The organism is Agreia sp. Leaf244 (genome assembly GCF_001422695.1).
GTDB lineage: Bacteria > Actinomycetota > Actinomycetes > Actinomycetales > Microbacteriaceae > Agreia.
In genome coordinates this window covers 695,339-708,372 of record NZ_LMLX01000001.1, presented here as the reverse complement: position 1 = coordinate 708,372, position 13,034 = coordinate 695,339, and the positions used below count along the sequence as shown (strand labels likewise).

The following is a 13,034-nucleotide window of genomic DNA, read 5'->3' as shown; positions in this document are numbered from 1 at the left end:
CGGAGCGGAGGCTCGCGGGAATCGCTTCATCGGGAGAACCTGCCTCCACTCTGCTCTATTCCCCCGACACTCGAAAGAGTGCCCTTCGACAAGCTCAGGGAACGACGAACGCGCCCGCCCGGTACATCAGCGCCCGGTCGAGGGGCGGCGGATGCGCCGAGCGGGCGCGGATACGACGGGATCAGCGGGTCGCTACGCGCCCCAGCTCGCCTGGGCACCCACGCGCTCGGCCGAGATCTTCTCCTGGTAACCGGATGCCGTAAACGCGGCGATCGGGTCGGCTGGAAGACCGCGAGACTCGCGCCACTCGGCCAGCGGGCCCCGGACATCCGTGTAGAAGGCGTCCATGAGCACGGCATTGGCGCCGAGCACATCGTTGGACTCCTGCGCTGCCGTGAGGGCGGCGCGGTCGACGAGCAGCGCGCGGGCCGTCATCTCCTGCACGTTCAGCACCGAGCGCATCTGGCCGGCGATCTTGGCCTCGATGTTGTGGCACTGGTCGAGCATGAAGGCCACGACGGAGTCCGGTCCGTAGCCGCCGCCGCGGATGACCTCGTAGAGGATGCGGAAGAGCTGGAACGGGTCGGCCGCGCCCACGATCAGGTCGTCGTCGGCGTAGAAGCGCGAGTTGAAGTCGAACGAGCCGAGCTTTCCGAGCCGCAGCAGCTGGGCGACGATGAACTCGATGTTGGTGCCCGGAGCGTGGTGGCCGGTGTCGAGGCAGACCAGGGCGCGCTCGCCGAGCGCGGCGACCTGGGCGTAGGAGGTTCCCCAGTCGGGAACGTCGGTGTGATAGAACGCCGGCTCGAAGAACTTGTACTCGAGAACCAGGCGCTGCTCGGTGCCGATGCGGTCGTAGATTGTCTGCAGCGACTCGGCGAGCCGGTCCTGGCGACCGCGGATGTCGTCTTGCCCCGGGTAGTTCGTGCCGTCTGCGAGCCAGATCTTGAGGTCTTTCGAGCCCGTCGCATCCATGATGTCGATGCACTCGAAGTGGTGATCGATGGCCTTCTGGCGCACGGCCGGGTTCGACGAGGTCAGTGAGCCGAACTTGTAGTCCTCGTCCTGGAACGTGTTCGAGTTGACGGTTCCGAGCTCGACGCCGAGGTCGTTCGCGTACGCGCCGAGGGCTGCGTAGTCGTCGACCTTGTCCCACGGGATGTGGATGGCCACCTTCGGGGAGAGCCCGGTGTACTTGTTCACCTGGGCGGCGTCGGCGATCTTCTCTTCGGGGTTGCGGGCGGTGCCCGGGGTTCCGAAGACGCGGAATCGCGTGCCCGAGTTGCCGAACGCCCACGAAGGCAGTTCGATGGACTGCCCCTCGAGCTGCGACGCGATGTCGTTGAACTGCACCATTGGAATTCTCCGTGTTTCTACTGTGGTCGTGTGAGCCGGATCCATGTCACGCAGTGCTGAAATGAATCGATTCAATTGTGTCTAGGTTAGCTGGTGGTCCGAGGTTTCACAATCGCTGGGCGGCGGCCAGCTGATCGGCGAGGTTGAACACCTCGGGGATGTAGTCGAAGGCCTGGTCAGCAGGCAGGGCGAGGTCGACGAAGTTGTCGGCCATCGCCGCCTGCCAGCGCGCATTGACCTCCCGGGTGGCCATCCCGTCCAGGGATGCCTGAAGATCGTCGGTCTCGAAATACCCGATCACGAGACCGTCGGGTCGCAGGAAGATCGAGTAATTGCGCCACCCCGTCGCATCCAGGGCTTCGAGCATGTCGGGCCACACGGCCGCGTGGGCCTCGCGGTACGCCTCGATTCGGTCGGGCTTCACTTGAAGCTGGAAGCACACGCGTTGCGTCGTCATGGTCGGGTTCCTCTCAGCGCCACGCGGGCAGGGCCCGCATGTCGACGTGTCGGTGTTCGATTCCGAGAAGGCTGGCGGCCGCCCGGATGTCTGCGGCCCGGTGTCCGACACAGAGCGCCCAGTGATGGCCGATTCCCGTCTGCGACCACTCGTCGACCCACTCGCCGGGATCACCGCCGAAGTCGACGCGCGACGTCGTATTGCCGATCTCGAGCAGCGGACCGGGCTTCACGACGCCCTCGCTGGTAATGAAGGAGTAGCTGCCATCGGCATCCTGCCCGATGCCGAAGGTGGTGACCGGGCCCTGCTTCACGTCGAACTCGACCGAGACTCCGTAGCCGCGCTTGCCGTGATAGATGCCGAGGCCGCGCAGCAGCGGGTCGCGCTCGGAGACCTGCAGGTGGGCGGGGCCGTCGTGGCCCATCTCGACGACATCGTCGAAGAAGTTGAGCGCCTGGATCTCGGTGAACGATCCGCCGGCGCCGATCGTATGTGCGGCGAGCATGGCGAGGCTGGTGCGCAGCTCGTATTCGCCCACGAACGGGATGCCCCGGGCCGTCAGCAGGGACGAGCCGAGGATCATGCCGGCGCCGAGGCGCTCGTGCTGCTCTCCCTGCAGTCCTCGGTGATAGTACGCGGCAGAGTCGAGGTCGAAGTCCTCGACCAGGCGGTCGAGTCCGACAGAGACCTTGGCGCCCCAGGAGAAGTCGTCGTCGTTCACGGAGTCGTCGATGGTGAACAGGCGCCGGGCGAGTTCCTTGCGGTCGGCGACCTGCGCATCCGTCACCTCGTCGACCCGCACCCTCAGGTCGTCGAACTCGAGAACCTCGACGTGCGAGCCGAACTGGGTCGAGACAAGGGTGAGGTCGGTCGACACGTCGAGCATGCCGGGGTACAGGTGGCCCATCAGGCCGTGGCGGGCGTTGCGCAGGACGCCGCGAACGGCGGCGGCGTGCACCCACTGGGTGATCCGGGCCCAGGCGGACTCCTGTTTCAGGTGGCCCGAGACGCTGCGGAACGGGATGCCGGCGCGCTTGAAGACATTGGCCACTTCGGGCACGGGGCACTGGCCGCAGTAGGCGAGCCACTTGCCGGTGTCGAAGTTGGCGTGGTCCATGGCCTCGGTGGGCTGCAGGTCGATCACGAGCACGGGGGTCTTCGCGCGCTGGGCGATCGGAAGCACCATCGACGAGGTGAGGTAGGTGGTGAGGAAGATGACGATGAGGTCGCAATCGGCGACCCGCAGTTTCTCGGCCGCGACCGCGGCCTCCTGCGCATCCGAGACGAAGCCCACGTCGATCGTCTCGGCGTCGAGCTCGGTGAAGCGGCCGGTGACGTAGCGGCTCGACTCCTGCAGTTGCGGAAGGAGCTCGGGGAATTGGGGCCAGTAGGCGGCGAGGCCACCGGCGACGAGGCCGATGCGGGTCGGACGGTGCTTCTTCGGAGGAAGCAGATCTGCGACGGCGGCGCTGCGGTCGGTCATGTCTCTTCTTTCACGAGTGGTGCGTTCCCTGAGCCTGTCGAAGGGGGCCCTTCGACAAGCTCAGGGAACGAGCGGGGTGACTACTTCTTAGAAGTCGTAGTCGTCGATGTTGTCGGCGTTGAAGCGGGTGGGCGGTCCGACGATCGCGACACCGCCTTCGCCGACCGTGATCTCGCCCAGGTCGCCGGCGTCGAAGGTGTCGCCCTCGGCTCCGGTGATGGTTCCGTCGACGAGCGCCTTACCGGCGAACGCGGCGACGTAGCCGAGCTGTGCCGGGTCCCAGAGAGCGAACTCCTTCACGGTGCCGTCTTTGACGAACTCGCGCATCTCGTTCGGCAGTCCGAGCCCGGTCAGCGCGACCTTGCCCTTGTAGTCCGAGGTCGAGAGGTACTTGGCCGCAGCCGCGATACCGACCGTCGTGGGCGAGATGATGCCCTTGAGGTCGGGGTACGACGAGAGCAGGCCCTGCGTCTCCTGGAAGGACTTGTCGGCGTCGTCGTCTCCGTAGACCTTCGCGACGAGCTTGATGTCCTTGTAGTCGGGGTTGGAGGCGAGCTCCTCCTCCATGAACTTGATCCATTCGTTCTGGTTCGTGGCCGTGGCCGTCGCCGAGAGAATCGCGATGTCGCCGGCTCCGCCGATCTGCTCCGAGATGATCTCGAGCTGGATCAGGGCGACGTCTTTGGCGACGACCTGGCTGATGAAGATGTCGCGGTAGTCGGGGTTGGTGTCGGAGTCGAACGCCACGATCTTGGCGCCGGCCTCGCGAGCCGTCTGCAGCGACGGGCCGACGGCATCCGGGTCGTTCGCGGCGATGACGATGACCTTCGAGCCCTCCTGCGTGGCCTGCTCGATGAAGGGGATCTGAGCGCTCGCGCTCGCCTCCAGCGGGCCGAGGACCTGCGAGGTGAAGCCGGCCTCCTTCGCGCCGTCCTCTCCACCGCCGAGGACCACGTCGGTGTACGGGTTGTTCAGCTGCTTCGGCAGGAACGCCATGGTGTTGTCACCACCGCCACCCGCCGAATCGGTGCCGCCGTCGGTGGATCCGCCCGCGGCGCATCCGGTTGCCAGCAGCGCGACCGAGACCGCGACCGCGGCGACGGTTGCTGCGCGGCGACCGCCGCGCGTCTTACGAGAAAACAACTCCATTGTTCTTCCTTCTTTCGTGTGATGTGGTGCGGACGCCTGGTGCTTTAGGCGTGGGGTGAACCAGAAGACGATGTCTGCTGGACGACTCGGTGGACGCGGGCGAGCCGCAGTCGTTCGCGCGCCCACGAGACGATGCTCGGGGCCACGACCGACAGAACGAGCAGGCTTCCGGTCACGATGATGAGGGCGGTCTCGGGCACCTTCGCAAGGCGCAGCGAGTACGTGAGAACCCCGATGAGCAGCACTCCCCCGACGACTCCGGGGATCGACCCCTTGCCGCCGAAGATCGAGACGCCGCCGAGCAGCACGGCGGCGATGACGCTGAGCTCCATGCCGGTTCCGTTGTCGGGGCCGGCACTCGCCAGGCGCAGGGTGAGAAAGACACCGACGATGGATGACACGACGCCGGTTCCCACGAACAGCCAGAATTTGGCCTGTCCCACCCGGATGCCCACGAACGTGGCAGCCTCCTTCGAGAAGCCGAGCGCGTAGAGGCCGCGGCCGAACGGGGTGAAGTGCAGCAGCACGGCGAAGAACGCGATGATGATGACCACGAAGATCATGACCACGGGGATTCCGGTCGCGCCGATCTTCGAGAGCACGAAGGTGTTGAGCTCTTTCGGGAAGTTCGCCACCTTCTGGTCGCCGATCACCACGAGGGCGAGTCCTCTATAAAGGGCGAGCGTTCCGATCGTCACCGCGAGTGACGGCAGGCCGAGGGTCGTGATGAGGAAGCCGTTGAAGACGCCGCAGACCACGCCGACCAGCACCGAGACCAGGATCACGATGCCGATGTCCCAGCCGGAGTCGCGCCAGAGCACGCCCATCACCGCGCTGGTGAGGCCGGCGATGGAGGCGACGGAGAGGTCGATCTCGCCCGAGATGATCACCAGGGCCATGGGCATCGCGATGAGCAGGATGGGGATGACCTGGATGGAGAGGAAGCCCACGGTGAGGGTCGAGGCGAAGAACCGCACCGAGATCATCGACACGATGATCACGGCGACGAGGATGTAGATGATGATCGCGTCGCTGCCGGTGAGGCGCTTCGCGAGGCCGCTGCGGGCCTTGACGATGTTCGGGCTCAGTGTTTCAGACATCGCGGGACTCACTCACTCGAAGCTTGCGGGCGTTGCGCACCGACACGGCGCGGTCGACGATGATGGCGGCCAGAATGAGCATGCCCACGAAGGCCTGCTGCCAGAACTTGTCGACCCGGGTCGCGGTCAGCGAGCTCGTGATGGTCGACAGCAGCACGGCGCCGATGGCCGCGCCGAAGACGGTTCCGGTTCCTCCCGAGATCGCGACGCCTCCGACCACCACGGCCGCCACCACGTCGAGCTCCAGGCCCGATCCGGTGAGCGCGCCCACCGAGTTGTAGCGCGAGGTGTAGAGCACGCCGGCCAGGCCGGTCAGTGCCCCGGATGCGACGAACGCGGCGAGCACGCGCGGCCCGACGGCGATTCCGAACAGCCGTGCGGCATCCCGGTCGCTGCCGATCGCGTAGAGGTCGCGACCCGCCCGCACCGAGTGCATGAAGATGCCCACCGCGATGACGACCACGATGGCCACGATCGTGATGATCGGAATGCCGAGGAAGACATCCACGCTCAGGTTGCCGAACGCCTTGGGGTTGTCGCCCGAGAAGTACTGCTTCGAGCCGGCCCAGCTCGTGAGGATGCCGCGGAATATGTACATCGTTCCGAGGGTGATCACCAGCGCGGGCACTTTCGCGGCCGTCACGAGGAATCCGTTTATCGCCCCGAGAACCGCGCCGAACAGCATCCCGGCGAGAAAGACGAGGGGGATGGGAACGCCGGGCCACGCGTTGAAGAGCGTGCCGGTGCCGAAGGCCACGAGGCCGAGGATCGAGCCGATCGAGAGGTCGACGTTCTCGGTGATGATCACGAGCGCCTGGCCCACGGCGAGGATGATCACGATCGTCGCGTTGAGCATGAGGTCTTTGACGCTCTGCGGCGAGAGGAAGCGCGGGTTGATGACCGTGGTGATGATCACGAGCGCGATCAGCGCCCCGGCGACCGGGATCTCGCGGGAGCGGAAGAAGCCCCGAACGGCATGAAGCGGGCCGCCGTGGTCGGTGTGCACGGGTGGACGTGCGGTGTCGATGCTCACAGGGCGCCTTCCAGGCTCGAGGTGGCGGCGCTCATCACGCGCTCGGCGGTGGCCTCGGCGCGAGGCAGTTCGGCCGTGATGCGGCCCTCGTGCATGACCAGGATGCGGTCGGCCATGCCGAGCACCTCCGGCAGCTCGGACGAGACCATGATGATGGCGATGCCGCGCCCGGCGAGGTCGGAGAGAAGGCGGTGCACCTCGCTCTTGGTTCCCACGTCGATGCCGCGGGTGGGCTCGTCGACGATCAGCAGCGTCGGCTCGGTGGCGAGCCACTTGGCCAGCACCACCTTCTGCTGGTTTCCGCCCGACAGGGTCGACACCGCGTAGTCCTGCGACCCGGTCTTGACCTGAAGCCGGCTCGACCAGTCCTCGGCGGTGCGGCGCTCGCGGTTGCCCGAGATGAGGCCGAAGCGGGCGAGCGCCTTGCGCAGCGTGAGCGTGGCGTTCTTCGCGACCGAGAGGTCCATGACCAGGCCCTGCTTGCGGCGGTCCTCGGGCACGAAGCCGATGCCGGCGGTGATCGCGGCCTGTGGATTGTGCGGGGCGAGCGCCTTGCCGTGCAGCGTCACGGAGCCCGAGTCGTAGCGGTCGATGCCGAAGACGGCGCGCACCACCTCGGTGCGCCCGGCTCCCACGAGACCTGCGAGCGCCACGATCTCGCCCGCCTTCACCTCGAACGAGATGTCGCGGAACGTGCCCAGCCGGGTGAGACCCTCGACCGACAGCACCGTCTCGCCGACCGGGGCATCCACTTTGGGGAAGAGGGCGCCGAGCTCGCGCCCGACCATCTCCTTCACGATCTGCGGAACGGTCACGTCGGTGGTGTTGTGCACGCCGATGTAGCGGCCGTCGCGCATCACGGTGATGCGGTCGCAGAGCGCGAAGACCTCTTCGAAGCGGTGCGAGATGAACAGGATGCCGGCGCCCTTGTCGCGGAGGCCCCGTGCGACCCCGAAGAGCCGGTCGACCTCGACGCCCGAGAGGGCGGCGGTGGGCTCGTCCATCACGAGCACCTTCGCGTCGAGCGAGATGGCCTTGGCGATCTCGATGATCTGCTGGTCGGCGATCGAGAGGCCCTCGGCGATGCGGTCGGGGTCGATGGGCACACCGAGCGTGGTGAAGAGCTCGCGGGCCATGCGGCGCATCTCGCCGCGGTTGATGAGGCCGGCGCGGTTTCGCGGCTGGCGTCCGATGAAGATGTTCTCGGCGACGGTGAGGTCGGGGAAGAGTGTCGGCTCCTGGTAGATGACCGAGACGCCGGCGGCCTTGCTGTCGGCGGGCGTCTTGAACGAGACGGCGACGCCGCCCACCTCGAAGTCGCCTCCGTCGGGGGCATGCACGCCGGCGAGGATCTTGACGAGCGTCGACTTGCCGGCGCCGTTCTCGCCGACGAGGGCGTGGATCTCGCCGGCCCGCAGGTCGATGGTTCCGTCGGCGAGTGCGACGACGGGCCCGAAGGTCTTGGATGCGCCGGTGAGCGAGAGCGCTGGCGTGCCGGATGCGGGGGTGCCCGATGGCGGGGGCGGCTCGATGCCGTGCTGGACTTCATTCGCCATGGGCTGGCGCACCTCCACGTTGAGGACGATTGAATCGATATAACTCGAATCTGTTGGAACCCTACGGCGACGGGAGCGGCAGCGTCAAGGCCGTTACCAGTTCGCAACCTTGCGCCGAGCCATCCGCTCTGTATGGTGGGGTGAATCGATACAAGGTTGTATCCCGATCATCCTCGTGTCCGCTGGTCGCCGTGCTCCCTGCGCGGTGTCGAAGAACCGCCTTCCGGAGGATGAATGATGGTCGCCGCCAATGTGCGTGACGTGGCCGCCCTGGCCCGGGTGTCGGTGGGCACGGTGTCGAATGTGCTCAACGGCACCAAGAAGGTCGCCCCCGGCACGGAGAAGCGTGTTCTCGAGGCGATCGAGACGCTGGGCTTCGTGCGCAACGACGCCGCCCGACAGCTGCGGGTGGGGCAGAGCCGCATGGTCGGAATGATGGTGCTCGACGTGGGCAACCCGTTCTTCACCGACCTCGCCCGCGGGGTCGAAGACACCCTTGCCCTCTCGTCGCGCTCGCTCATCCTGGGCAACAGTGCCGAAGACGCCGCCCGCGAGGAGTCGTACCTGCATCTGTTCGAGGAGCAGCGGGTCGCCGGCCTGCTCGTCACCCCGGTGAGCCGCACCACCGACCGGCTCGAGCGCCTGCGCCGCCGCGGAACGCCCGTGGTGCTCGTCGACCGGTTCGGCGGCATCGGCGACTTCAGCTCTGTGTCGGTCGACGACCGCAGGGGAGGGCAGATAGCACTCCAGCACCTCGTCGACATCGGTCGGGTGAGGCCCACATTCATCGGGGGCTCGAGCGCCGTCGTGCAGGTGAGCGAACGCCTGCACGGGGCCCAGTCCGTTCTCTCCGAGGCCGGAATCGCACCCTTGCGCGTGATCGAGCGCCCCTACATGTCGGCCGACGCGGGTCGGGATGCGGCAGAGGAACTGCTCGCCCTCGACCCCTCCGAGCGGCCCGACTCGATCTTCGCGGCCAACGACCTGCTCGCCCTCGGGGTGCTTCAGGCGCTCACCCGGGCGGGCGTGCGCGTGCCCGACGACATCGCGATCATCGGCTACGACGACATCTACTTCGCCGCATCGGCGGCGGTTCCCCTCTCGTCGGTGCGCCAGCCGACGTGGGGAATGGGCAAGGCCGCCGCCGAGCTGCTGACCGCGGAGATCGACGGCACGGCGGGCTCCGAATTCCAGCACGTGGTGTTCGAGCCCGAGCTCATGGCGCGCGAGAGCACGCGGGTGCCGGCCTGATCGTCAGCGCCCGAACACCCGACGAACCGCGTCGAGGTAGGCCATGCCGTGAGTGGTGTCGGGCAGCAGATACGACCCCTCCGTCCACTCGTTCCACGCGTTGATGGTGACGATCGGATGCGGGCCGCCGTGTCGGTCGGCGAACGACTTCGCCTCGACGAGGCCGGCCTCGAACTGCGCAGGGGACGCGTCCCAGGTCGTGAGAAAGGGGTAGGAGCTGCGCTCGTAGGGCAGCTGCTGCGCGGTGCGCGGACTCGAGTCCCAGCCGACCGTGACGTTGGGGTGGAAGGGCACGGTCAGCGCGGCCGCGGTGCGCTCGTAGTCGGCGAACGCCTCCCGTCGCAGCCGGTCGGCGTCGCCCGCGGGAAAGTCGTGCGCGTCGACGTCGACGTGGTGCATCCACACATACGACGTGGCCGAGTCGAACGCGAGTTTCGTCACAAGTGACAGGGGATCGTCGAGCACGACCGCGGTCGGCAGTACGCCGAATCCCCAGATCACCGCATCGAGATGGACACCGGGCAGGCCGCTCGAGACCGCCTCGGCGCGGAGCCAATCGAGCGCGTCGACGGTCTCGGCCACGCCGCCGAGCCCCGAGATGAGAGAACCGATCTCGTAGACCGAGAGCCACGGCTTGCCGTCGACGCGCAGGTACGACGGATGGGTGAAGTACTCGGCGATGATGTGCCTGCCGAAGCGCTCGAAGGCCGCGCGGTCGATCGCTCCGGTGGCGAGTCGAGGGGGAGGCGCGTCTGCCGATGCCGCCGGAAAGATGTCGACGAGCTCGTGGTTGGCCCACATCAGGGCGAAGGTCATGTCGCCCACGTTGGGGGCCCGCAGCAGTCCGTCGCGCAGGGCGCCCTCGAGGTAGCCGCCGTCGTCGTACCAGTAGTAGTCGATCAGAAAGCCGTCGACGCCGTTCTCGGTCGCCAGCTCTATCTGCCGCGCGCCCACCTCGGGATCGGCCTCGTTCCATTCGCCGAGTGCGGGCACCCGAGGCTGCCTGTGGCCGGGGAAGCGGGGGCGCGCGTCGCGCAGCAGGCTCCACTCGGTGAAGCCCTTGCCGAACCAGGCCGCGTTGCGCGGGTCGTCGTGCCAGCTCGGAAAGTAGTACGCCAGCACGGTCGGCCGTCGAGCGTCGCCGGCCCGTTCGCGCGGCGCCCTCACGCGTGCGCCCCGCTGTGCTCGGCGACGATGCCGGCGAAGCCGAGGCGCGTCATCCGCGCGTTCCTCGCGAGCTCGCTCGTGACCAGCGGCGCCAGCCGAACGGTGGTGCCGAACTCGTTGCGGCCGGCCACTCGCACCGCATACTCGCCCGGCGCGTCGCCGCGCTGCAGCACCGGATGCGACGGGTCGAGCACGAGGGTTCGGGCGCGCACGAGGTCTTCCGCGTCGTTCTCGTGCGCGTTCGCGGCGTAGGCGAGCTGCCCGAGAAAGAGGGTGACCCGGGTCTCGCCGAGCTCCGGTGCGCCCGACGTCGTGTTGCCGAACGGCGGCGTCGAGGCGGTTCCCGCGACATCGAACCACAGCGCGGGCGACACCTCGACGACGACGACGGAGTGCGGCTCGAGCGCGTCGAGGATCAGCCAGCCTGCCTCCAGGCGCCCCGTCGAGAACGACACCGTCACGCTCTCGGGGATCCGCAGCCGCAGACCGCTGCCCTGCGGCAGGGCGGCGCCCGCTCGCAGCTCGACGCGATCGCCGAACGGGTAGCCGCCGGCGACCTCGAGCAGCACGTCGCCCTCGGCGGACTCGACCACGGCGTCGAGCGGCTGATTCACGACCAACCCGCCCGTCGCATCCACTCGCGCCAGCGACCGGCTCAGCGCGCCGAGCGCCTCGATGCCGTGGAAAGTGCAGCACCACCAGGCCTCGGGCGCGTAGTCGAGGGCGAGCAGCGGACCGTCGCCGACGAGCGTCTCGCAGCCGAAATGACCGGATGCCTGCTGCGCGTGGGCAAGACCGTTGAGGCCGGCCAGCCAGGCGCGCTCGCGGAATCGATGGAGGCCGGTCGCCTCGGCGAGCTCGAGACAGAGCATCACCCAGTCAGCGGTGCCGCAGCCCTCGGTGTTGATGTCCCACGGCGTCGACAGGCTCTCGAGGGCCGAGCCGCTCGGAAGCAGGAACCGGGCCGCGACCTCGTCGGCCTGCCCGCGCACCGCATCGACCTCCTGGCAGTCGTCGCGGGCGACGGCGACCTCGAGGCGACCTCGCAAGAAGAGCAGGTGCCCGTGCAGGTGCAGCCGATCGACGATCGCGGGAGCCGCCTCGACGAGCCGGCGGGCCGCATCCATCGCCCGGTCATCGCCGCGCAGGCCGGCGAACCGGGCGAGTGGACGCACCAGCGACAGCGGGTCGAGGAGGAACTTGCGCGACGGTTCGCGTGAGAGCCAGTCGACCCAGCCGGCGGCGGATGCGACGGCGTGGCCCGCCAGACGATCGATCGCGTCGCCGAGACGGTCGGCCCTCTCGGCCGACACCCACGAGACGCTCGAGAGCAGGCCGTCGAGCAGTCGGCCGTGCCCCCACGCGGCGCCGTGATCGCGGGCCAGGGCGGGCAGCGCGGGGGAACCGAACGAGCCGTCGGGGTTCTGGGCGGCGATCACGCGGTCGAGAATGCGGTGCGCCTTGTCGAGGTCGACGGGCAGGCGCTCGCGGTGGGCCACGGCGACGGCTCCGAGGTAACGGCCCGACAGATCGCCGCGGTAGTCCTGGAACAGGCGGTGCGCGCCCGGCCGGTGTTCGACATCCTGCACCACGAGGTCATCGCTGTAGGGCGTGCTCGAGGCGAGTTGAGCGGTCGCGAGACGCAGGCGTTCGCGCAGGATGCCCCGCGCGAACGCCTCGGCGCCGTCACTCACTTGACGGCACCCGCCGTCAGTCCCTTCTCGAAGAACTTCTGCAGCAGCAGGTACGTGATCACGATGGGCAGGCAGACCAGCACGAGGGCGGCGAAGATCTTGGGCACGTCGGAGCCGTAGGTGCTGGTGAAGAACTGGGGCACCTGGGTGAGCACCTGCAGGTTCTGATCCTGCAGGAACAGCAGGGGCAGGAAGAACTCGTTCCATGCCTGCAGGAACGCCCAGACGATGATCACCGCGGTGATCGGGCGTGAGAGGGGGATCACGATGCGCACCAGGGTGCCGAAGCTCGTGGCCCCGTCGATCTTCGCCGCCTCGATCACCTCGTCGGGGATTCCGTTGAGGTAGTTGCGGGCGAGGAGCAGGGTGAGCGGAACCGTCACCGCGCTCAGCGGCAGGATCACCGCGAGGAAGTTGTTGAACAGGCCGAGCTGGCGCACGATGATGAACATCGGCACCATCAGGGCGATGCTCGGCAGCACGAGACCCACGAGGATCGCGTTGAAGAGGAGCTTGCGGCCCGAGAACCTGAGCTTCGCGAAGGCGAAGCCGGCCAGCATGGTCACCGCGTAGATGAGCGCGATGGTGCCCGCCGAGATCACCGCGCTGTTCAGCAGGAAGGTGAAGAACGGCGTCTGAGTGATCACGGCCGTGTAGTTGGCCAGTGGCCCCTGCCCCGAGAACGAGATCGCGACGATGGCCACGAGGGGGAACAGGAAGGGGATGACGAGCACCGTCGCCACCACCTGGTAGACGAGCCTCTGTCGAAGGGATACGCGTCCGAACAT

11 protein-coding genes are annotated in these 13,034 nt (G+C 67.7%); 1 reads left to right on the top strand and 10 read right to left on the bottom strand.

The window, feature by feature from the left end; genetic code table 11:
* Positions 1 to 192 precede the first annotated feature (192 nt).
* The 7 genes from rhaI to ASF06_RS03180 form a co-directional block, all read right to left on the bottom strand.
* Positions 193 to 1,356 (bottom strand): L-rhamnose isomerase, encoded by a 1,164-nt coding sequence (gene rhaI / locus ASF06_RS03210; protein WP_055943211.1) that lies wholly within the window; start codon positions 1,354 to 1,356, stop codon positions 193 to 195.
* Positions 1,357 to 1,462: 106 nt separating this feature from the next.
* A complete protein-coding gene (locus tag ASF06_RS03205; protein ID WP_055943209.1) occupies positions 1,463 to 1,813 on the bottom strand; it encodes an L-rhamnose mutarotase in 351 nt (116 codons plus the stop codon).
* Positions 1,814 to 1,826: 13 nt separating this feature from the next.
* A complete protein-coding gene (locus ASF06_RS03200) occupies positions 1,827 to 3,296 on the bottom strand; it encodes an L-fucose/L-arabinose isomerase family protein (protein ID WP_055943206.1) in 1,470 nt (489 codons plus the stop codon).
* An 87-nt stretch (positions 3,297 to 3,383) separates the two neighbouring features.
* Complete coding sequence (rhaS, locus tag ASF06_RS03195) at positions 3,384 to 4,445, bottom strand: rhamnose ABC transporter substrate-binding protein (RefSeq protein ID WP_055925048.1); 1,062 nt, start codon at positions 4,443 to 4,445, stop codon at positions 3,384 to 3,386.
* A 44-nt stretch (positions 4,446 to 4,489) separates the two neighbouring features.
* Positions 4,490 to 5,545: an ABC transporter permease gene (locus tag ASF06_RS03190; RefSeq protein ID WP_055943202.1), complete on the bottom strand. Its 1,056-nt coding sequence runs from the start codon at positions 5,543 to 5,545 to the stop codon at positions 4,490 to 4,492.
* Positions 5,538 to 6,578: an ABC transporter permease gene (locus tag ASF06_RS03185; RefSeq protein ID WP_200920294.1), complete on the bottom strand. Its 1,041-nt coding sequence runs from the start codon at positions 6,576 to 6,578 to the stop codon at positions 5,538 to 5,540. Before ASF06_RS03185 ends, ASF06_RS03190 begins: the two co-directional genes overlap by 8 nt.
* Entirely contained in the window at positions 6,575 to 8,134 is a 1,560-nt protein-coding gene (locus tag ASF06_RS03180; protein WP_055943199.1) for a sugar ABC transporter ATP-binding protein, read from the bottom strand. The genes ASF06_RS03185 and ASF06_RS03180 overlap by 4 nt, the downstream gene beginning before the upstream one ends.
* A 237-nt stretch (positions 8,135 to 8,371) precedes the next feature.
* On the opposite strand from ASF06_RS03180, the gene ASF06_RS03175 reads away from it, so the two are divergent.
* A complete protein-coding gene (locus tag ASF06_RS03175) occupies positions 8,372 to 9,385 on the top strand; it encodes a LacI family DNA-binding transcriptional regulator (protein WP_326940829.1) in 1,014 nt (337 codons plus the stop codon).
* A 3-nt stretch (positions 9,386 to 9,388) separates the two neighbouring features.
* On the opposite strand, the gene ASF06_RS19645 is transcribed toward ASF06_RS03175, so the two are convergent.
* The 3 genes from ASF06_RS19645 to ASF06_RS03160 are packed head-to-tail and all read right to left on the bottom strand — an operon-like array spanning position 9,389 to position 13,034.
* Entirely contained in the window at positions 9,389 to 10,552 is a 1,164-nt protein-coding gene (locus tag ASF06_RS19645) for a glycosyltransferase WbsX family protein (protein ID WP_162237675.1), read from the bottom strand.
* Positions 10,549 to 12,246: a hypothetical protein gene (locus ASF06_RS19640; protein ID WP_055943190.1), complete on the bottom strand. Its 1,698-nt coding sequence runs from the start codon at positions 12,244 to 12,246 to the stop codon at positions 10,549 to 10,551. The genes ASF06_RS19645 and ASF06_RS19640 overlap by 4 nt, the downstream gene beginning before the upstream one ends.
* Entirely contained in the window at positions 12,243 to 13,034 is a 792-nt protein-coding gene (locus ASF06_RS03160) for a carbohydrate ABC transporter permease (protein ID WP_055943187.1), read from the bottom strand. The genes ASF06_RS19640 and ASF06_RS03160 overlap by 4 nt, the downstream gene beginning before the upstream one ends.